Annotated in this window: 24 protein-coding genes; 15 read left to right on the forward strand and 9 right to left on the reverse strand. The window is 45.3% G+C overall.

Features of this window, described 5'->3' with window-relative positions; all coding sequences use genetic code 11:
• The first annotated feature begins 2 nt into the window (after positions 1–2).
• Together LZT21_RS02400 and LZT21_RS02405 are read left to right on the forward strand one after the other, a co-directional pair.
• Entirely contained in the window at positions 3–593 is a 591-nt protein-coding gene (locus LZT21_RS02400; RefSeq protein WP_233924448.1) for an SPOR domain-containing protein, read from the forward strand.
• Positions 590–1357: a thiol:disulfide interchange protein DsbA/DsbL gene (locus tag LZT21_RS02405; RefSeq protein ID WP_233989169.1), complete on the forward strand. Its 768-nt coding sequence runs from the start codon at positions 590–592 to the stop codon at positions 1355–1357. Before LZT21_RS02400 ends, LZT21_RS02405 begins: the two co-directional genes overlap by 4 nt.
• A 16-nt stretch (positions 1358–1373) precedes the next feature.
• Here the strand turns inward: LZT21_RS02405 and LZT21_RS02410 are convergent, their stop codons facing one another.
• Genes LZT21_RS02410 through LZT21_RS02430 form a run of 5 tightly spaced genes read right to left on the reverse strand, consistent with a single transcriptional unit; the run spans position 1374 to position 6240 of the window.
• Positions 1374–2156 (reverse strand): SDR family NAD(P)-dependent oxidoreductase, encoded by a 783-nt coding sequence (locus tag LZT21_RS02410; protein ID WP_233924450.1) that lies wholly within the window; start codon positions 2154–2156, stop codon positions 1374–1376.
• Positions 2153–3460 carry a cyclopropane-fatty-acyl-phospholipid synthase family protein gene (locus LZT21_RS02415; RefSeq protein WP_233989170.1) on the reverse strand — a complete coding sequence of 436 codons (1308 nt, stop codon included), beginning with the start codon at positions 3458–3460 and terminating at the stop codon, positions 2153–2155. The genes LZT21_RS02410 and LZT21_RS02415 overlap by 4 nt, the downstream gene beginning before the upstream one ends.
• Positions 3457–4242: a DUF1365 domain-containing protein gene (locus LZT21_RS02420; RefSeq protein ID WP_233924452.1), complete on the reverse strand. Its 786-nt coding sequence runs from the start codon at positions 4240–4242 to the stop codon at positions 3457–3459. Before LZT21_RS02420 ends, LZT21_RS02415 begins: the two co-directional genes overlap by 4 nt.
• A 13-nt stretch (positions 4243–4255) precedes the next feature.
• The gene (locus LZT21_RS02425) at positions 4256–5665 is read right to left on the reverse strand and encodes an NAD(P)/FAD-dependent oxidoreductase (RefSeq protein WP_233989171.1); all 1410 of its coding nucleotides are present in this window, start codon (positions 5663–5665) and stop codon (positions 4256–4258) included.
• Between the two features lie 5 nt (positions 5666–5670).
• Positions 5671–6240 carry a glutathione peroxidase gene (locus LZT21_RS02430; RefSeq protein ID WP_233924454.1) on the reverse strand — a complete coding sequence of 190 codons (570 nt, stop codon included), beginning with the start codon at positions 6238–6240 and terminating at the stop codon, positions 5671–5673.
• 90 nt (positions 6241–6330) lie between these two features.
• Here LZT21_RS02430 and rfaE2 point away from each other — a divergent pair, with 90 nt between their 5' ends.
• Positions 6331–6822 carry a D-glycero-beta-D-manno-heptose 1-phosphate adenylyltransferase gene (rfaE2, locus tag LZT21_RS02435; RefSeq protein WP_233934769.1) on the forward strand — a complete coding sequence of 164 codons (492 nt, stop codon included), beginning with the start codon at positions 6331–6333 and terminating at the stop codon, positions 6820–6822.
• Here rfaE2 and LZT21_RS02440 read toward each other — a convergent pair.
• Both LZT21_RS02440 and LZT21_RS02445 read right to left on the reverse strand, forming a co-directional pair.
• Positions 6819–7631: a type III pantothenate kinase gene (locus LZT21_RS02440; RefSeq protein WP_233989172.1), complete on the reverse strand. Its 813-nt coding sequence runs from the start codon at positions 7629–7631 to the stop codon at positions 6819–6821. The genes rfaE2 and LZT21_RS02440 overlap by 4 nt on opposite strands.
• Complete coding sequence (locus LZT21_RS02445) at positions 7628–8416, reverse strand: biotin--[acetyl-CoA-carboxylase] ligase (protein WP_233924457.1); 789 nt, start codon at positions 8414–8416, stop codon at positions 7628–7630. The genes LZT21_RS02440 and LZT21_RS02445 overlap by 4 nt, the downstream gene beginning before the upstream one ends.
• Before the next feature lie 37 nt (positions 8417–8453).
• Here LZT21_RS02445 and LZT21_RS02450 point away from each other — a divergent pair, with 37 nt between their 5' ends.
• Genes LZT21_RS02450 through LZT21_RS02480 form a run of 7 tightly spaced genes read left to right on the forward strand, consistent with a single transcriptional unit; the run spans position 8454 to position 13150 of the window.
• Positions 8454–9545, forward strand: coding sequence for a VanZ family protein (locus LZT21_RS02450; RefSeq protein ID WP_233924458.1), 1092 nt, complete (start codon positions 8454–8456; stop codon positions 9543–9545).
• Positions 9546–9573: 28 nt separating this feature from the next.
• The gene (locus tag LZT21_RS02455) at positions 9574–9882 is read left to right on the forward strand and encodes a ferredoxin (protein WP_233924459.1); all 309 of its coding nucleotides are present in this window, start codon (positions 9574–9576) and stop codon (positions 9880–9882) included.
• Between the two features lie 16 nt (positions 9883–9898).
• Positions 9899–10597, forward strand: coding sequence for an alpha/beta hydrolase (locus LZT21_RS02460; protein WP_233989173.1), 699 nt, complete (start codon positions 9899–9901; stop codon positions 10595–10597).
• Positions 10598–10622: 25 nt separating this feature from the next.
• On the forward strand, positions 10623–10886 hold the full coding sequence (locus tag LZT21_RS02465; protein WP_370634754.1) for a YbeD family protein: 264 nt from the start codon (positions 10623–10625) through the stop codon (positions 10884–10886).
• 14 nt (positions 10887–10900) lie between these two features.
• Complete coding sequence (gene lipB / locus LZT21_RS02470) at positions 10901–11560, forward strand: lipoyl(octanoyl) transferase LipB (RefSeq protein WP_233924461.1); 660 nt, start codon at positions 10901–10903, stop codon at positions 11558–11560.
• 8 nt (positions 11561–11568) lie between these two features.
• On the forward strand, positions 11569–12555 hold the full coding sequence (gene lipA, locus LZT21_RS02475; protein WP_233989174.1) for a lipoyl synthase: 987 nt from the start codon (positions 11569–11571) through the stop codon (positions 12553–12555).
• Positions 12548–13150 (forward strand): hypothetical protein, encoded by a 603-nt coding sequence (locus tag LZT21_RS02480; protein WP_233924463.1) that lies wholly within the window; start codon positions 12548–12550, stop codon positions 13148–13150. Before lipA ends, LZT21_RS02480 begins: the two co-directional genes overlap by 8 nt.
• A 2-nt stretch (positions 13151–13152) precedes the next feature.
• Here LZT21_RS02480 and LZT21_RS02485 read toward each other — a convergent pair whose 3' ends face one another.
• Both LZT21_RS02485 and LZT21_RS02490 read right to left on the reverse strand, forming a co-directional pair.
• Complete coding sequence (locus LZT21_RS02485) at positions 13153–14712, reverse strand: YifB family Mg chelatase-like AAA ATPase (protein WP_233934763.1); 1560 nt, start codon at positions 14710–14712, stop codon at positions 13153–13155.
• A complete protein-coding gene (locus LZT21_RS02490) occupies positions 14713–14973 on the reverse strand; it encodes an accessory factor UbiK family protein (RefSeq protein WP_233924465.1) in 261 nt (86 codons plus the stop codon). It lies immediately after the preceding gene.
• A 249-nt stretch (positions 14974–15222) separates the two neighbouring features.
• On the opposite strand from LZT21_RS02490, the gene LZT21_RS02495 reads away from it, so the two are divergent.
• From LZT21_RS02495 to gshB, 5 genes are all read left to right on the forward strand, one after another.
• Positions 15223–16092 (forward strand): TorF family putative porin, encoded by an 870-nt coding sequence (locus LZT21_RS02495; protein ID WP_233924466.1) that lies wholly within the window; start codon positions 15223–15225, stop codon positions 16090–16092.
• 21 nt (positions 16093–16113) lie between these two features.
• The gene (locus LZT21_RS02500; RefSeq protein WP_233924467.1) at positions 16114–16452 is read left to right on the forward strand and encodes a P-II family nitrogen regulator; all 339 of its coding nucleotides are present in this window, start codon (positions 16114–16116) and stop codon (positions 16450–16452) included.
• A gap of 13 nt (positions 16453–16465) precedes the next feature.
• On the forward strand, positions 16466–17959 hold the full coding sequence (locus LZT21_RS02505; RefSeq protein WP_233924468.1) for an ammonium transporter: 1494 nt from the start codon (positions 16466–16468) through the stop codon (positions 17957–17959).
• Between the two features lie 125 nt (positions 17960–18084).
• Entirely contained in the window at positions 18085–19383 is a 1299-nt protein-coding gene (gshA, locus tag LZT21_RS02510; protein WP_233934761.1) for a glutamate--cysteine ligase, read from the forward strand.
• A 3-nt stretch (positions 19384–19386) separates the two neighbouring features.
• Positions 19387–20328: a glutathione synthase gene (gshB, locus tag LZT21_RS02515; RefSeq protein ID WP_233924470.1), complete on the forward strand. Its 942-nt coding sequence runs from the start codon at positions 19387–19389 to the stop codon at positions 20326–20328.
• Positions 20329–20345: the final 17 nt, after the last annotated feature.

Below are 20345 nucleotides of genomic sequence, written 5' to 3' on the forward strand. Positions count from 1 at the left end.
GGATGAAAGTGAAATCGACAAGAGAATTTGGGGGTACCTTATTGGGTTTAATTCTCGGGCTAACATTAGGCCTTGCTTTAGCTTTGGGGGTAGCTTTTTATTTATCGAAAACGCCCCCGCAAGAAAAGCCCGGAATTCGGGCGCCGAACTTACCATTAACGATTAAACCCGCCGTTCCAGTTGAAGAAGAGGGCGCCCCAGCTGCCACCCCATTAGATTTGAATAAGCCCTTGCAAGGAAAAAAACCACCTAGCAATACGGAAGCTAGCCCCGATCCGATTCGCGATATTGCCAATGGCAAAAAACCTGAGCAAAAGCCAGCAGATGTCAAAGCCCCAGAAGCCAAGAATACCGAACCCATTTTCTTTGTCCAAGTAGGCGCTTACAGCAAAAAAGCTGAGGCCGATGCACAAAAGGCAAACTTAGCAATTCAGGGTATTGAGGCGCAAATGAGTGAAGCATCAGTCGAGGGTAGTGTCGTATGGCGTGTGCGGATTGGCCCATTTGTCTCAACTGAAGATACCAAAGCAATTACTAATAAATTAAGTAGTCTTGGCATGAAACCCACTATTATTCGAGCAAATAAATCATGATTTCACCCCTTTCTTTTTATCGTCAACTTTGTGTTCGTGGCTTATTAGTAGCCTTTAGTCTTTTGCCCTTGGGGCAGCTGAGTGCGCAAATCATAGGCCAAACGGCAGGCCAAACCGCAGGCCAAACCGCAGGCCAAACCGCAGGCCAAGCGGCAGGTAGCGCAGCGTCTAATATTAAGCCTCAGCCTGGCAATCAAAAAATTCAAGAGGGTATTGACTACCGCATTTCAACTGCCCCGCAACCCGTCGAAACCAAAAACAAAGTCGAGGTAATTGAATTTTTTTGGTACGGCTGCCCGCATTGTTTTGAGTTTGAACCCGAACTTAGTGCTTGGGCTAGTCGCCAAGGTAAAGACGTAGTATTTAAACGTATACCAGTGGCATTTAGAGACGATTTTTTAGTGCATAGTCAGCTATTTTTTACGCTCGAAGCCATGGGCAAAGGGGATGCCTTAAATAATAAAGTCATGACCGCGATTCATAAAGAAAACAAACGACTACTAACGGAAAATGACATTGCCGATTGGGCAGTCAGTCAGGGGCTCGATCGCAATACCTTTCTTACCACCTTTCGCTCATTTGCTACCGTATCAAAAGCACGGAATGCCAATCAACAATCGACTAACTATCGTATTGACGGTGTGCCAACGGTGGTTATTCAAGGGCGCTATGTTACTTCTCCATCGATTGCAGGAACCAAAACAAAAGCCATTCAAACAATGGATTATTTAGTCGACAAAGTGCGCAAAGAGAAGTACAAATAAATACTGAAGAACAGCATTAAATTTTGACAAAGTGACGCAAAATCCAAAAGTAAATTGGGTACGGTAACAGGCGTAAGAATTTTAAAAATCGCGAGAACCGTTTAGGAAAGTGAATGTCAAATTTACCCTGTTGAATACCGGCTAAAATTTCTTGCGCTGCTGTTTCTGGGCTGATTAGTGCGGGCATCACAAAATCATTTTGGGCGGTTGCTGGGGTTTCTACAAAACCGGGCGAGATCATGTGCACACTTAATCCGCGGGGTTGCAAATCATAGAATAAAGCCTCACAAAAATTAATCATTGCCGCTTTGCTGGGACCGTAAGCGAGCGCTTTGGGTAAGCCACTATAGCCGGCTACGCTACCCACAATGGCAATATGGCCAGCATGTTGTTCAAGCATATCGGGCAGAACTGCAGCTACAGCCCGCATGGGGCCGAGTACATTTGCTTGTACGGTTTGCTCAGCAGCAGCAAGCGCAAAATTATCAGCCCGCAGCGGAATATATATCCCAGAAACAAAGAGTAATAAATCGAGCCCATGCCAAGCGCGCACAATTGCTTGATAGGCCAGATCAATTTGTTCTGCCTTAGTAACATCAAGGGGTAAGCTTAAACATTGATTAACTTGACCTAAGGCACAAAGGGTCTCTAGGCGCTCAAAGCGGCGTCCTGATAAGGCGACTCTTGCTCCTGCCGTAATGAGTGTTTTTGCACATGCTTCACCAATTCCACTGGTGGCACCAATTACCCAGACCCGTAGGCCTGTAAATTGAGTAATTCCGGGTTGCTGCATGCTCATGGCGACGGAATTGTGCTTGGCTGATGGCTTAACGTAAATTGCACGACATCAATGTTTTGCTCTGAAAAGCCAGCAGCACAATACATTAAATAAAAATTCCATAAGCGAATAAAGGCCTCATCAAAGCCAAGTTGTTTTACCTCAGGCAATTTAGCGTTAAATTGCTCAAACCAGATGCCTAAGGTTTTGGCGTAATCTTTACCAAAAGCAAATTCGCTGTCAATTTGTAACCCCGCTTGGTTAGCTTGAGCAATAAAAGCATCACGTGATGGCAACATTCCACCGGGGAAAACGTATTGCTGAATGAAGTCGGTACTATTGCGATAGCGCTCAAATAAGTCAGGGGCAATCACAATAGTTTGCACGCAGGCCTTGCCATTGGGTTTCAGGCAGGCTGCAATACTTTGAAAATATTCGGGCCAATGGCTTTCACCTACTGCTTCAAACATTTCAATTGAAGCAATGCCATCAAACTGAGTATGACAGTCGCGATAATCTTGTAGGCGCACGACAAAACTAATCGGCTGATGGCTAGCGCGAGTGGAATTAACCGCATCAGCTTGACTGACCTGAGCGATACGCTCATGTGCAAATTTAGCTTGTTCGCTCGAGAGAGTTAGCCCAGTAATATTCAGGCCTGCGCGGGCAGCTACAGCCATAAAGCCACCCCAGCCACAGCCAATTTCAAGAACGCTATCACCTGCTTTACATTGTAAGGAATCGAGAATGCGTTGATATTTAGCATTTTGGGCTTGAGCTAACGATGTTTGCCCCTGGGACTCAAACCATCCGCTGGAATAGGTCATCGTTTCATCTAGCCAGAGCCCATAAAACGCATTACCTAAATCATAGTGCGCATGAATATTCTTGCGGCTACCCGCTTTTGAGTTGCGTCTTAACCAATGTTTAAATCGGTAGGCTAAGGATCCCACCCAGCTGCCATAAATTGCTTTTTCTAAAATAGTTCGATTTCGTATGGCTAACTCAAGTAGGAGCTTAAGGTTGGGCGTCTCCCATTTACCGCGAATATAACTTTCAGCAAAACCAATATCCCCATGGCGTAGGACATCTCTAAACAAACCCCAATCAAGCACATGAATTTCAGCATGTAGAGCCTCGCTTACTTGCCCGAAGTGTTGAATTTCTCCATTTGGCAGAGCAATCGAAAGATGACCGGCACTTAAATGTCCAAGCATTTTTAAAATGGTTCTGGCGGCCAGCGGAATATTACGATAGCTAGCCGTATCGGCCCGTGCTTTTGAGAAATTGAGTTTAGCCAGTAAAGGCTGTCCAGGTCGATTCATCGGCTTACTTCAAATTCCGGTGGTTGGGGTTTTGAGTGAAAGGGCACGCCTTTAAGCCACAGCTTAATTGCTTGCCAATGAATTCGGGCAATCACGCCAATACTCATTAAAGGATAACTCAAGATGGCCAAGCGTAAATTGCGCCGATTTAAAGGTCGCTCAGTTCCGCTAATGCTTGTATTAATAAGGGCCTGATCATCTTCAAGTAGCTCAATGCGATAAAGGGTACGATTTTTTGCTTGGCTATCTTGGGCAAATAAAAAGCGAAAATGGTAATTGCCCTGCACTTCACAAAATGGTGAGACATGAAAGACTTTGCGACTCGCTAAGGTTTCACCAGAACGAATCGATTCGCCGGAATCTTTAGCCAGCAAATAACAATGCCGCTCGCCAAAGGTATTGTTGACTTCCGCCACAACGGCACGTACTTCACCGTTTGTGCGGGTACAAATCCAAAAACTCACGGGATTAAAGGTATAACCCAAAACCCGTGGAAAAGTTTGGAGCCAAATCTCGCCATCAACCCCATTAATCTGATATTGAGTTAAGAGTGCCTCTACCCAAGCCAGCGAATCTGCATTACCTTGACCATGATCTTTATCATAAAAGGAAATAAAGCGAAATTGATTGTCCCCCAAGCCATGACGGCTTAGTACTTGTGCATCAGTGCGCCGTAAGCGCAGCGGAATTTTGAGAGTAAAAACCCGATATCCAAATGAATTATGCTTAGGTCGAAAGCGGGTGTGTTTAACTACGCCGAAAGTGAGTTGAGCTTCTTTCATGTAGTTTTCTCAATTAGGCCGTGCGCTGAACGGGCGCTGGTAAGGCAAACGAATGTAGGTGCTCCAGTAAATCGGCCGCTACTAATTCACCCGAACGTAAGCCATCTTCATGAAAGCCGTAGCCTGCCCAAGCGCCGCAATACCAGACTGACGATTTACCCTGCATCAAGGCTAGATCATATTGGGCTTGAATAGCACTAGCATCGAAAATGGGATGTGCATAGTGAACCACCGCATGAATCGTTTCTGGTTTAGGTTCCCGCAGCGGATTTAAACTGACGATGATGGGTATTTGCTCAAGTTGCACTGGTAACGGTTGGAGTTTATTAATTAAATAATTGACACTAACAGCAGTTGCTTGATGGGCTGTATGCCCCATTTCTGTAACGTAATTCCAGGAGGCCCAGCAGCGTTTTGCGGTGGGCAAAAAAGAGCTATCAGTATGGAGGATAGCGCGGTTCTGCTGGTAGGGAATACTCGCTAGGACTGCTTTCTCGGCTGCGCTATTTCCATGCACCAAGCGCAAACTTTCATCACTATGACAGGCCATGACTACTTCATCAAAATACGCTATACCCTGTGCAGTTTGAATGGCAATCTTACTGCCACTGTTGATATTCTCAGGCACGGTAACCCGTAATACCTTTTCCCGCGTAATGGTTACTGCGTGCAATTCTAGTGCGCTAACTAAGCGTTTTACATATTCACGAGAGCCGCCTTGTACGGTTAGCCACTGGGGGCGCCCTTGTATTTTTAATAAGCCATGATTATGACAAAAACGAGCCATTGATAAAATGGGAAACGCTAGCATCTGCTCAACTGGGCACGACCAAATAGCGCCAATCATTGGCAAAAAATACCATTGACAAAAATGCTCACTAAAGCGATGGCGCTTTAAAAAAACCGCAATACTTTCTTCTCTACCGAGGTTGGTATGGGGTTCATGTTTTTGCTTTAAAGCTAGGGCAGTAGCCAAGCGATTAAAACGCATAATGTCATAAGCCATTAACCAGAAAGCGGGCTTAAATATATTTTTCCGCTGCCCAAAAAATGCATTGAGATTTGTGCCTGCCCATTCTAGTGCACGCTCTGGATTGCCAGCGGGAGATACTTTCGTTGGTGTTTCAAGTGCAACTGAAAAGGACATTTCTGAAGCCACAATGGGAACCGCCAACTCTTCAAACAAACGTAATAAACGGGGATAGGTTTGCCGATTAAAAACTAAAAATCCGGTATCAACGCCATGGCGAACTAGCCCCGTAGGGGTGTTAATTTCGATATCGATAGTATGGCTATGGCCACCAAGGTGATCGCCGCCTTCAAATACGGTGAGTTCCAATAAAGCCGATTGACGTAAGGCATACGCACAGCCTAGACCAGCTATGCCGGCACCAACAATGGCTACACGCTTTTTTGTCGTCATTAAAATTACAACACTTTCTCTTTAAGTAGTTTTTCTACTTCACTGGTAATCGATTTACTCTCGGGCTTAGTCATGCTGTTGAAAGAATCAATCACTTTCCCATTACGGTCAATGACATATTTATAAAAATTCCATTTTGGGGTGGTTCCGGTTTGGGCCACTAGCATTTTGAATAGCGGATTAATATTTTTTCCACTGACAGCTGTTTTAGCAAACATAGGAAATTTTACGTCATAGGTATTTTTGCAAAAATCGGCAATTTCTTTATTGCTGCCAGGCTCCTGTTGGCCAAAATCATTTGATGGAAAGCCCAGTATCACGAAGCCTTGATCTTTAAAAGTGGCATACAATTTTTCTAGACCTTCATATTGGCTCGTAAAACCACAATAACTCGCAGTATTCACTACCAAAATGACCTTACCTTGATATTGACATAAGTTTTGTGGTGCCTCGTCTTGCAGGCGTGGAAAAGTATGCGAAAGTAGGGGGCTGCATTGGCTAGACGCTGCCTGCGCCAGAGCAAAAGAACCGCCTAAAAAGAAGCAAATAAATGCCAGTAATTTCAACTTCAACATGCTTATTAGCCTCAGGGTAAAAACGCGTGGGCGGTTTAGGTGGGAACCGCAAAAGTGCAAGTCTAAGACATTCCAGCTTAATATGCTGGTATGCCCTTACCCTTACCCCCTTTTGAGGCCAAAATTGTTCAGCCAAAAGACCTTTTGCTGGCCTTGGCCAAGCTGCCGCGACCATTAGTCTTTACCAATGGTGTTTTCGATATTTTGCATCGGGGTCATGCCAGTTATTTGGCACAGGCGCGTCAATTGGGGGCTAGTTTGGTGGTTGGCGTGAATTCTGATGCCTCTGTCAGGCTGCTGGGAAAGGGTGATGATCGGCCAATTAATGTCGAGGCAGATCGTCAGGCATTACTCGCAGCATTAGCCAGCGTTGATTTGGTGGTGTTATTTGAGGAAGCTACCCCGGTAGATTTAATTGCCCAAATTCGCCCCGAAATTTATGTAAAGGGGGGCGATTATCACATCGATACGTTAGAGGAAGCGCGCTTAGTGAAAACCTGGGGCGGCAAGGCAATAGCAATTCCATTCTTGTTCGAACGTTCAACCACAAATTTATTGAGGAGAATTCGTCAAGCGCATTAAGTATTTTGTTGTAAGTAAGCCCACAAACCTCTAAGGGCTAAGCGATCGACTACCTCAAGGGGGCGATTTTTTAAGGTTGGATGTGAATGGATCGCTTCAACCAATAAGCCTGCATTACCACCGTCAATAAAAATGTGCTCGATGGGGTGATGCAATTCAGCAGCCAAAGTAATCGCTTCATGGAGGGCGCCGACTTGTGCCGCCATACAACCATTCTGAATAGCTGCTGCACTGCTTAAGCCAAACTCGCGACTGGCGCTTAACTCTTTTGGGGCTTGCAGTTGCGCTGTGCCATCGACCAAGCTATTCGCCATTAAAGTAAAGCCGGGCAAAATCCAGCCACCGTAATGAATCCCATTGCTACCCAATAAATCAATAGTACTGGCAGTCCCTGCGCTGACCACCAAAGCATTCCCCCCAAAGAGGGTGCGCGCCCCGATCAGTGCCGCCCAGCGATCAGCGCCCAAGGACAGTGGTTTTGCATACTGCGTGCGTAAGCCAGTAAAAGGACTATCGCCTTGTAAATTGATCCATGACGTCGATGACCATGCCGTCAAGAGATTTTGTAAATTGTTTTTTGCTTGTGAGGATGCCACACTGCAGATCGCAATAGCTGTTGGTTGGGGGACGGTCTGCAAAATATATTGAGCGAGCTCTTGACCATGCTCGGGCGAGAGTAAAAGTTTGGTATCTATCGTGCCACTAAAGGCCCAGACTTTTTTATTGCGTTCACTAGGAAGGCTATCTTGCTCAACCGCCGCCCATTTTAGGCGGGTATTGCCAAGGTCAAATAAGAGCAAGAGACTCACTTTTGCCCCCGTAAAGAAACATCACCCGCATGAATCAGGGTTTGTTGCGAGCCTTGTTGCAGTATGAGGGCGCCAAGCTTATTAACCCCTAAGGCGATACCTGTTTGTGGGTTCATACCAGGGCTAGTAATAATGACAGCTTGATTTGCATAGGCATCCCATTCCAACCAGATTTTTTGTAGTGCGGCGAAACCTTGTTCTTCAAATTCGCTTAATATAGGCTGAAGTTGGTCAAGAATTTTGAGCCAGATGATATCTAGTGCGGGCAATTGCGCTGGCTTGATTAGTAGCTCTTCGAGCCCTGCGATGCTTTTGCCAACCGCGCTTTCTAGCATCGTTGTTTTTACTGCATTCAGACCAACCCCAATGACCATCCAAGTTGCTTGATCAGGCTGAGTTTGTCCCCCCTCAATTAGAATGCCGCCAAGTTTTCTTTCGCCCAACACAATATCGTTTGGCCACTTTAGTCGTAAGCCCATTTCATAGAGCTTGCTTAAGGGTAGATTAAGCGCAGAACTAATACCGTTAATAACCCCGATGCCAACGGCTAAGCTCAGCCCGCTTAACTGAGCAGGCGAACATTGAAATGGATAGGCTAACGAAAAACAGAGCGAGTCACCCAATTGGGTTTGCCAATCCCTTCCGACCCTACCTTTACCGGCAGTTTGCACACTAGCCATTCTGGCAATTGGGTCTATTAGCTCGCCAGCTCGCCAACGAATCAGTAAATCGTCATTGGTAGAAGTAGTTTGGGCCACTTGTTCTAAGATGCAATTCCAGTTCATTCTGCTATTGTAGAAAGGTCTGACCTAGAATGGGAAGATGAAATCTCCCGGGCGTTTACCACGAAAGCTAGCATGGCCATTAAGGGCAATGCCATTGGCGCGGGCTTTTGCCATTATTTATGGATTATTGGTCATTTATGCCAGTCTCAATCCCTTCGATTTTGATTTTCGAAATGGCGTCACTGCAGGGGCTTGGTGGGATGCGCCAATGCCGCGAGTTATCCCAGTATTTGATTTAATTGCCAATGTCCTAGCTTATATTCCGCTTGGATTTTTAATCGTGTTTGCAGTTTTTCCACGTTGGCGTGGCCTCACTGCCTTAGCTTTCGCAGTAGGATTTTCAGCGTTGCTGGCAGGTACTGTTGAAACAGCGCAAATTTGGTTGCCAACCCGTATTCCCAGTAAAACCGATTGGTGGGCTAACGTATCAGGCGGGCTGATCGGTTCGCTGTTAGCGATACCTTTAGGCCCGAGGTGGCTTTCAGGCAGCATTCTTAGGCGACAGTTCGATCGTTGGTTTGGCGTGAATTGGGCCCTCTGTGTTTTATTTTTACTATTTCCTTGGGCCCAAATTTATCCGCAAAGCTCATGGCTGGGAATGGGCGCCTGGAGTAATCAGGCTTTTATTAGCGCCGATTGGGGGCTCTTGATACTCAATCCCGCCTTACAAGAGATGTTGATTACGGCCATTTGTTGGGTCGGCACCGGCCTGTTGTTTTCATTGGGCATCAATCAGCAAGCGCCCCTTTGGCGCTTGCTGAATGGCCTGCTATTCATTTCAGTGGTAATTAAAACGATCTTTACCGCTTTACAGTTTGGTTTTGAGTTTGGATTTACATGGCTCACCGCAGGTTCAGTCTGGGGAATGATCATTGGCGCGCTAGGCTTATATTTCGGCCTACGATTAACTACAAAAATCCGCTACATGATTGCGCTAGCCTGTTTGCTACTCATTATTTTTGCAGTAAATTGGTTCCCACATAATCCATATTTTGTTTTAACTTTAAGAGCTTGGCATCAAGGACGCTTATTGCATTTTAATGATCTAATGCAGTGGGTTTCTTGGCTTTGGTTGCCGTTTGCATTGTTATGGCTAATCCTCAACAATCGCTATTGGCACCAGAGATAATTAATAGCAGAAAGCGATATCATTTTTTATGTATTTTCAACATCATCTATTCTTTTGTTTAAATGAGCGCAGTAATGGCGAAAATTGTTGTGCTCAACACGGCGCTCAAGGTTTATTTGACTTTGCTAAAAGGCGAATCAAAGAATTAGGTCTGGCTGGGGTGGGGCAAGTACGCGTGAATAAAGCGGGATGCCTTGATCGATGTGATCATGGGCCGGTACTGGTTATCTATCCGGCAGGTGTTTGGTATACCGTTATCGATACCAGCGATATTGAGGAAATTATTCAGACCCATCTTATTCAGGGTCAAATAGTAGAACGCCTCCAACTCGTCTAAGATAAATATTAATAGCATGAATCGCCGCACCCAAGTCATAAGCATCCCCGGTTTGGTGGGATCAATACAAATCGCCGTTGACATTCCGGAAGCTGTCATCCGTACCTCCAATTTTATGGTGCGCGGCTTAGCCCTCATCGCCCATCCGCATCCCTTGATGGGGGGCACGATGGATAACAAGGTTGCGCAAACTGTAGCGCGGACATTTAATCAATTAGGCTATGTTGCGGTGCGCCCCAACTTTCGTGGCGTAGGGGAATCAGCAGGTGTACACGATGCAGGTAACGGTGAAATTGATGATTTATATCTGCTTACGCAGTGGATGCGTCAGGCAGTCAGTTGGCAACCTTTGGGCTTAGAGATTGGGCAGATTGAGCAATTGCCATTGGCCCTAGCAGGATTTTCTTTTGGCAGTTTTGTCTGTAGTCACTTACTTAAGCGCTTAGTTCAAGAGGGTCAAGCCGTTGAGCGCTTAGTCATGATAGGTTCTGCAGCAGGGAAGTGGGAAATGGCGCCAGTGCCCGCCAGTACGATTTTAATTCATGGAGAACTCGATGAAACCATTCCACTGCAAGCTGTTTTTGAATGGGCTAGACCGCAAGAATTAGTCGTCCAGGTAGTTCCCGGTGCAGATCATTTTTTTCATCGACGCTTACATTGCATTCGCAATATTATTCTCGGCGAATGGCTTGGCCAGGCTGCTTGGACACAATAAATTATTTTTTAATAAAGGGGTTGTAGTGGAAGAAAAATCACTGATTGAATATCCATCCATTTTTCCGATAAAAGTGATGGGCAAAGCGAACCCAGACTTTCTGCCAGCGATTATTCATATTGCCCAGCAATTTGATCCTATTTTTGACCCGACTTTAATTGAGCAACGGCCGTCAAAAGATGGAAATTACTTGGGCTTAACTTTGCCTATTAATGCGACTAGCCGTGAACAACTCGATGAAATTTATCGAACTCTCTCAACCCATCCTTTGGTTAGTATGGTGCTCTAGTTGTTTGTCTAACTATGAATAATCCCGCCGCTATTTTGGTTAAGCAATTAGGTTTAGTCGATTATGTAACAACCTACGCAGCGATGCGTCAGTTTACGCAAACGCGGGATAAAAATACCCCAGATGAAATTTGGGTGCTTGAACATCCACCTGTATTTACCTTAGGTTTGGCAGGAGATGCAAGCCATCTGCTCGAACCTAGCCAAACCATTCCGCTAGTGCAAGTCGATCGCGGCGGGCAAATTACTTATCATGGACCAGGCCAGCTAGTCGTTTATCTCTTACTCGATTTAAAGCGTCAGTCATTACTGGTGAAGGAACTAGTTCAACATATTGAACAGGCCCTGATTAATACCTTAGCCGACTATGGTTTTCAAGCAGAAAGGCACAAGGGGGCGCCGGGTATTTATTTGGCGAAGCAAGCAAAACTTTCGGAAACTTTGATTGGTTCTAAAATTGGCGCCTTAGGCCTGAAAGTGTCACGCCATGCCTCCTATCATGGATTAGCCTTAAATGTAGCCATGGATTTAAGTCCATTCACACAAATCAATCCTTGTGGCTTTAAGGGTTTAAAAACAGTTGATATGCAAACTCTTGGGATCGACGACAATATAGACATTGTAGGTCAGCATGTTGTTAGTCACCTGCTGCAATTGTTACAAAATAGAAATTGATTTTAAGTATGGCCATCAATAAAACCGAAACCAACCTTTCCTACGATCCCACGCGGAAACAAAAGTCTGCCGAAAAAACGGCACGGATTCCAATTAAGATTGTTCCCTTAGAGCAGGTATTAAAAAAACCCGACTGGATTCGGGTTAAAGCCGCTTCCAATCATTCCCGTTTTGCTGAAATAAAAACCATTCTTCGGGCTAACCAATTAGTCACGGTATGTGAAGAGGCTAGTTGCCCAAATATCGGCGAGTGTTTTGGTAAAGGGACAGCAACCTTCATGATAATGGGTGATAAATGTACCCGTCGTTGCCCATTTTGTGACGTTGGTCATGGCCGACCCGATCCCCTTGATCTTGCCGAACCTTTAAATTTAGCCCGTACTATCGCTGCATTACGCTTAAGTTATGTTGTTATTACCAGCGTAGATCGTGATGATTTACGCGATGGCGGAGCACAGCATTTTGTCGATTGTATTGTGCAAACCCGCACACTTTCAGCGGCAACACGGATCGAAGTTTTGGTGCCCGATTTTCGTGGCCGCTTAGAAAAAGCCTTAGATGTTTTCTCGGCCAATACCAATAACGGCTTACCCGATATCATGAATCATAATTTAGAAACCGTGCCAAGACTTTATAAAGAAGCGCGCCCTGGTGCAGACTATGCTCACTCACTTAAACTACTGGCTGACTTTAAACACCGCTTTCCAGCAGTGGCTACCAAGAGTGGTTTGATGGTTGGCTTGGGCGAGACTGATGACGAAATTTTAGCGGTGATGAGAGATATGCGTGCTCATCAAATTGACATGCTCACCATTGGTCAGTATTTAGCCCCATCTTCTCATCATCTGCCAGTACTGCGTTATGTGCATCCCGATGCATTTAAAGCCCTTGAAGCAGCGGCTTACGCAATGGGGTTTGTGCATGCAGCCGTTGGCCCAATGGTTCGGTCAAGTTATCATGCCGATCAACAAGCACATGGGGCTGGGCTTGTCTAAGTTTTTAGTTTTGGCATTACAGGTGGGCTTAATCTTGAATTTATATGGGTGTAGCCCGCCATTCGATTGGCGCACAGTACGCGTTGAGCAACAAGCTTACACAGCACTTTTTCCTGCCAAGCCTCAGCACCTCGAGCGTCAGTTGAGCTATAAAGGAGGCACCCTAAAGCAAGCGCTTGAGGTAGTTAAAGTAGCCGACCACATTTATTCTATTACGACAATTCAGGTGCCTGCCGATATTGCTAGTAGTGCTGATGAATTAATAAAGCAGTTACAGCAAGCGATTTTTACTCAAGCGAATGTAGATCCTGCAGGCGCTCTAGCGGTAAAGGGTTTTTATCTAGCCAGTGGTTCGCCTATTCGCTTCCCTACAACCGATTATTTTTTGCTGATGAAACCAGTTGACGGAGTTGAACGGATGATGCGTGTGCGCTGGATAATACGCAGTATTCCAGGCTTAGGTCTATACATTTATCAACAGTCCTTATTGAAGCCTACGCCAAAAAATAGCGGACCATTGAGTCAGACTGTACTCCAAGAAAATTTAAGCGATGATAATGGCGTACCTTTTTTTACTGATTTTCATCCAGACTAAAATTAGTTCATCATGCCATTAATAGGCTTACTTAAAGCGCTCGCTTCCAGAAGGTGAGTACGCTTTAGTTGGGTTGATGTAGAGCCCTCAAGGTCGGCAATGGTGCGGGCAATTTTTAGCAAGCGCTGTATGCCTCTACCCGATAGATTAAGACCTTTCCATACTGTTTGTAACTCACCCTCATCAGCCGCATCAATTTTTACCCAGCGCTTCATTTCCTGGGTATCTAAGGCATGATTCATTTTTCCTTGGCGACTAATTTGCAAAGCCCATGCATTAGCGATGCGCGTTGCCACTTGGCTGGAAGTAGCACTAGCTGTTGTGGTCAATTGTGTTTGAAAAAATAACTCGTGTGGCACGGGAGCAATCATCATTTTGATATCAATGCGATCGAGCAAGGGCCCTGAAATTTTATTTTGATAACGTAGTCTTTGTGCAGCCGAACAAACACAAACTTTCTCGGGGTGGCCAAAGTAGCCGCAGATACATAAATTCATCGCCGCAACCAGCATGAAGTTACAGGGAAAGTGGCTGGAAAGATGCGCGCGAGTAATTGTGACACGGCGATTTTGTAAAGGCTCGCGTAGCGCCTCGAGCGTGGGCCGGGCAAATTGTGGTAACTCATCTAAAAAAAGAACTCCTTGGTGGGCTAAGGTAATTGCACCTGGTAATGGGTGCGCTCCGCCACCCACTAGCGCTGCAGTAGTAATGCTATGGTGCGGATTTTGCCAGGGTCGCAAGCGCGATAAATCTGTTGATTCCAGAGCACTATGATGACGTGCCGCTTTCAAGCTATGTAGGGCGGCAATCTCGAGGGCTTCATCGAGCGTTAATTTTGGCAGTAATTGTGGCAAGCATTTAGCTAGCATGGATTTGCCGCATCCAGGAGGGCCTGCCAATAAGAGCGAATGAAAACCTGCAGCCGCAATTTCAAGGCCGCGTTTAGCGATCAAATGACCTTGAATATGGGCAATGTCGTGGGCGCCCGCTTCCTTTAAATCAATTGTGAGTTTCTTTGCACAGTTGCTTATTACCTCAAGCTGAATTCGGCCACACAGAAAGTCGCAAACCTGAGTTAGACAATTCGCACCTAATACGCTTAGATCAGGAATGATGCTAGTGACACTGCAATTTTCTTGCGGAATAATAAAGCTACGTAGCGATTTTTCTTTACGCATCGCCATGGCAATTGCCAAGCAGCCACTAAAGGGTCGCAATTCACCGGATAAAGAAAGTTCGCCAGCAAATTCATATTGATCTAATTGCTTGCAAGGCAGCTGCGCGCTAGCAGCCAAAATGCCTAGCGCAATGGCTAAATCAAAACGTCCAGAATATTTTGGTAAATCGGCAGGCGCTAAATTAACAGTAATGCGCCGATTCGGAAATTCAAACCCACTTTGGATGATCGCGGCCCGTACTCGATCTTTACTTTCTCTAACGCCTGTATCGGCTAAGCCAACAATGGTAAAGGCAGGCAAACCATTTGCTAAGTGAACTTCAACGCGCACCTGTGGAGCGTCAAGGCCATTAAGGCCGCGACTAAAAATAACTGCAAGCGGCAATTACGAGCGCTGCTTTTCTATTTCAGTAACTTTGGCTTCAAGTGCAGCCAGTTTTTCACGGGTTTTAGTAAGCACTTTAGTTTGTAACTCAAATTCGTCGCGGGTCACTAAGTCGAGCTTTTGAAAACCTTGCGTCATCATCGTGCGCACATTTTTTTCTAAATCTTTGGCTGGCGAGTTACGAATCGCCTCGCCAACTTTATTTTGCATTTCAGTGGCAACGCGCTGCATTTGTTCCAGGATTTCGTTGGGTTTTTGCATAAAAAGGCCGATTTAAAGAAGTGAATAGCAAGAAGAATAGAACTTATTTTAAGGCTGATTGATCCCCACGATGCTTGAATGGCAATTTTATGTCAATTTGCACCAAATTAGGGCAAAAGTACTGCATGGATTTGGGGCATATGCCCAAGCAAGGGGAAAAAGGACAAAAACAGCGCGTTGCAAAAAGCGATGATTGCATTTAAGTAGATGTACCTATTTTTAATTTTTTAATCTGAATAAGGAGTTGGGATGAAAACTTTTCATAAATCGACTATCGCTTTAGCAGTTGTGGGGCTCTTAAGTGCAAATGCATATGCCCAAAATGCTGCCTCACCAAATCCAACTCCATTACCCGCAGAACCTGCTGGCGCAGTCAGTGGACCAGACATTAGTCCCATCACAGCCAACGTAACAGTAGCCAATAACTACATCTATCGCGGTATTAGCCAATCAAACTTTAATCCTGCAATTCAGGGCGGATTTGATTATGCACATCCGAGTGGTTTCTATATTGGTAACTGGAACTCATCGATTTCATGGATTTCGGATGCTGCTTCTAAAGGTGGCAACAATAATGTGTCAGCGCCAATCGAGATGGACTTTTATGCCGGTTTTAAAAAGGAATTCATTGGTGAAGGCTTTATGTCAGACCTTGGCGTACTCCAATACTATTACCCGACCCAAAATTACCCATCATCATTAACCAATCCTAACACCACAGAACTTTACGCCGCCCAAAACTATGTATTTGGACCCGTAAGTGGTTTTTTAAAGTTTTCTTACGCAGTTACTAACACATTCGGTTTTTCAAATAGCTCGGGATCTTATTATCCAGACTTAACCGCCAATTACGATACAGGCCTGTGGGGCTTAGTGGTCAATGCACACGTTGGTTATCAATATATTGCTGGTCAGAAAACATCATCTACGGTTCCCACCGTAAGTTATACCGACTGGAAAATTGGCTTAAGCAAAGATTTAGGCGGTGGTTTAGGTATTTCTGCAGCTTATATTGGCACCAATGCAGCATCAGCAGGCGGGAACTATGCTTACTCCAGCCCTACCGGAAAAAATCTTGGCGGCTCGCAAGGTCTTGTTACTTTAACCAAAGTTTTCTAATTTCCCACAACGGAGAAACGCATGAAACTCATCACAGCAATTATCAAGCCATTCAAGCTTGACGAGGTGCGAGAAGCTCTATCAGAAGTTGGAATTTCTGGTATCACCGTCACCGAAGTAAAAGGTTTTGGGCGTCAAAAAGGCCATACCGAGTTATATCGGGGCGCTGAATACGTAGTTGATTTTTTGCCTAAGGTAAAAATAGAGGCTGCGGTAGAAGACGGCATATTAGAGCGAGCAATTGAAGCAATTGAAAAATCGGCTCGCACTGGAAAAATTGGCGATGGCAAAATTTTTGTCTCTTCAATTGAACACGTTATTCGCATTCGCACCGGTGAAACCGGCGCGGCCGCACTTTAAAGAGAGGTTCAAAATGTTAACTTGGATAAAACGAATTGTTGCTGGCGGCGTGATAGCGACGGCGATTGGCTTCACTGGCATGACAGTGACGTCTGTAGCTTACGCTGCTGATGATGCTAAACCTGCTGCTGCAGCCGCCGCTGCAGCACCTGCAGCAAGCCCGGCAGCCCCCGCCGCTACAGCGGCTCCAGCACCAACACCCAACAAGGGCGATACCGCGTGGATGATGGTCTCCACAGCATTAGTGCTATTGATGACGGTGCCTGGCTTAGCACTATTTTATGGCGGCTTAACGCGCAGTAAAAATGTGCTGTCCATCTTAATGCAGTGTATGGTGATTTTTTCAGTGATCACCGTGTTATGGGCAATTTATGGCTATAGCATCGCTTTTACTGAAGGTGGGGCCTTTTTTGGCGGCATGGATCGTTTGTTTTTGGCTGGCATGACACCCGACTCGAATGCAGCAACTTTTAGCAAGGGCATTGTCATTCCCGAATATGTCTTCATGGCATTTCAAGCAGTTTTTGCAACCATTACTTGCTGTTTAATCATTGGTTCATTTGCAGAGCGCGCCAAGTTTTCGGCAATTCTTCTGTTCATGATCCTGTGGTTTACTTTTAGCTATTTACCAATTGCCCACATGGTTTGGTTTTGGCCTGGTCCTGATGATATTAAAGATGCTGCTTCACTTGATGCGATTACTGCAAAAGCAGGTTGGCTCTGGCAAAAAGGGATTCTTGATTTTGCTGGCGGCACTGTTGTCCATATCAATGCAGCGATTGCAGGTTTAGTCGGCTCATATGTGATTGGTAAGCGTTTAGGTTACGGCAAAGAAGCCATGAAGCCTCATAACTTAGTGTATGTCATGACAGGCGCATCACTTTTATGGTTTGGTTGGTTTGGTTTTAATGCAGGATCAGCTTTAGAAGCAAACGGTAGCGCAGCCTTAGCATTCGTGAATACTTACCTTGCTACTGCAGCAGCAGTGATTGGTTGGTCGATAGCAGAGTGGGTTACTAAAGGTAAGCCATCGATGCTTGGTGCTGCTTCGGGTTGCGTTGCGGGTTTAGTAGCGATTACACCTGCCGCCGGCTTTGTTGGTCCAATGGGCGCATTAATTATTGGGGCATTGGCTGGTATCGTCTGCTTATGGGGCGTTACTGGGCTGAAGAAAATATTAGGCTCGGACGATAGCTTGGATGTTTTCGGTATTCATGGTGTTGGCGGTATATTGGGTGCCTTGCTAACCGGTGTATTTGCAGCGCCCTCATTAGGTGGCACAGGCATTTATGATTATGTCGCCAATGCAGTTGCCCCAGACTACTCAATCATGAGTCAGCTTTGGATTCAAAGCCAGGGCGTGATTACCACCCTAATTTGGTCTGGCATCGTTTCTTTCATTGCCTTCAAGCTCGTCGACATCATTATTGGTTTGCGGGTTACAGAAGAAGAAGAGCGCGAAGGTTTAGACATTAGCTCACATAGCGAAGAAGCCTACGAAATTTAATTTGCTTACCCCTCACTAGGCTGTATTTTTGCCTAGTTTCTAGCGCAGGATCTCAAGATCCTGCGTTTTTTTTGCCTAAATAGGCAAAAAATTGAACTTACTCATAAAAAACTTACAATGGCAAGATGGTTCCACATCTGATTACCGCTTTAAGCGGCCCCTTACTTGAGCTTGAGTCGAAAGTACTCGAAGCCACCCCGACTATTGAGCGTTGGTTTCGTCTTGAATGGCAGGAGCATACCCCGCCTTTTTACTGCTCAGTCGACCTGCGTAACTCAGGCTTTAAATTGACCCCAGTTGATACCAATTTATTTCCTGGCGGTTTTAATAATCTTTCACCAGAAATGTTGCCTCTGGCTGTGCAAGCAGCTATGGCAGCAATTGAAAAAATTTGTCCTGAAGCAAAAAATTTATTACTTATACCTGAGCGCCACACCCGCAATACCTTTTACTTGCAAAATATTGCCCGCTTATCTTCAATTTTGCGGCAAGCGGGTTTGAATGTTCGTTTAGGTAGTTTATCGGACGAGATTAAAAAGCCAACTTGGCTTGAATTGCCCGAAGGCAATCGTTTGCTACTTGAGCCATTAATGCGTTTAGGTTTAAAAAAGCAACGTCTCGGCCTGAAGGACTTTGATCCTTGCTCGATTTTATTAAATAATGATTTATCCGCGGGTATTCCACCAATTTTAGAAAAGATTAATGAACAATACCTTTTGCCTGGCTTGCACGCTGGTTGGCAAATTCGCCGTAAATCACAGCATTTTATGGCTTACGATGAAGTAGCAAAAAAGTTCGCAAAATTAATTAATATCGATCCTTGGATGATTACGCCTTATTTCGATTATTGTTCGGGAGTTGATTTTCATGAGCAACAAGGATTGGAGCAATTACAAATAAAAGTGGATGCCATATTAAAAAAAATTGCCAAAAAATATCGGGAATATGGCATTAAAGATAAGCCCTATGTCGTCGTTAAGGCAGATGCGGGTACATACGGTATGGGCGTCATGGTAGTGCGTAATGCCAGTGATTTAGGCAATTTAAATCGCCGCGAACGCAATAAAATGAGTGTCGTCAAAGATGGCCTAGAAGTGCATGATGTATTAATTCAAGAGGGTGTTTATACTTTTGAAAAAGTCAATGAAGCTGTAGCTGAACCGGTTGTTTATATGATTGATCGTTACGTGATCGGGGGTTTTTACCGTGTGCATACCGATCGTGGCCCTGATGAAAATTTAAATGCTCCAGGCATGCATTTTGTGCCCTTGGCATTCGAACAAAATGCAATGCCAGACCGCAATGCTAAGCCTGGTAGCGCTGCTCCTAACCGTTTCTACTTATATGGGGTCGTAGCGCGCCTGGCTTTATTAGCGGCTTCATTAGAGTTAGAGAGAACCGATCCTAACGCCGAGGCGCTGTAAGTAATGGATTTTTTATTCGTTGGCGATCCATTAGATACATTAAAGTTGCCAAAGGATTCTACGGTTGCAATGATGCGCGCTACCCAAGCAGCTGGCCATCGACTTTGGTATACCGAAAGTCGCCAGTTATTCTGGCAAGCTGGTTTTACATTCGCCAACTGCTGTGCAATCACATTGCAGCCCACAAGTACTGCTTGGTATAAATTAGGTATTAGCGAAGTATGTAGCTTAGATCGTTTTACTGCGGTACTGATGCGTCAAGACCCGCCATTTGATATTGAATATTTGAATGCCACTTGGATTTTGTCAGCTGCAGTACGGCAGGGTGCGCGGGTATTTAATGAGCCGAGCGCATTACGTAATCATTCCGAAAAACTGGCTATTACAGAGTTTGCTTCATTTATTCCACCCACTTTAGTTACGCGTGAACTCGCCGCAATTTCTGCATTTCATGCCGAACACCACGATATTGTGCTTAAGCCTTTAGATGGGATGGGAGGTAGAGGTGTTTTTCGCGTTGGCCCAGATGGCTTAAATTTAGCGAGCATCGTCGAAACCTTAGGCGAAAATGGTCAACGCACTTTGATGGCGCAACAGTTCTTACCGCAGATTGTTGCTGGCGATAAACGGGTTTTATTGATAGCTGGACAGGTCGTGCCCTATGCCTTAGCCCGCATTCCGCAGGGCACTGAAATAAGGGGAAACCTCGCGGCTGGAGGTAAGGGCGTAGCGATGCTATTGACCGATCAAGAAAAAGCGGTGGCTGACTATTTGGCGCCAATACTTTGGGATAGGGGTCTTTTTTTAGTAGGCTTAGACCTGATTGGGGGGTATCTGACGGAAATTAATGTGACTAGCCCTACCTGTTTTGTCGAAATTACGGAACAAACTGGCCTTGACCTTGCTCAGTTTTGGTTACAAGCATTAGAGAAAGAATTAACTTAAGCGAACTTTGGAGTGTT

This window comes from Polynucleobacter sp. IMCC 30228, assembly GCF_021395205.1.
Lineage (GTDB): Bacteria > Pseudomonadota > Gammaproteobacteria > Burkholderiales > Burkholderiaceae > Polynucleobacter.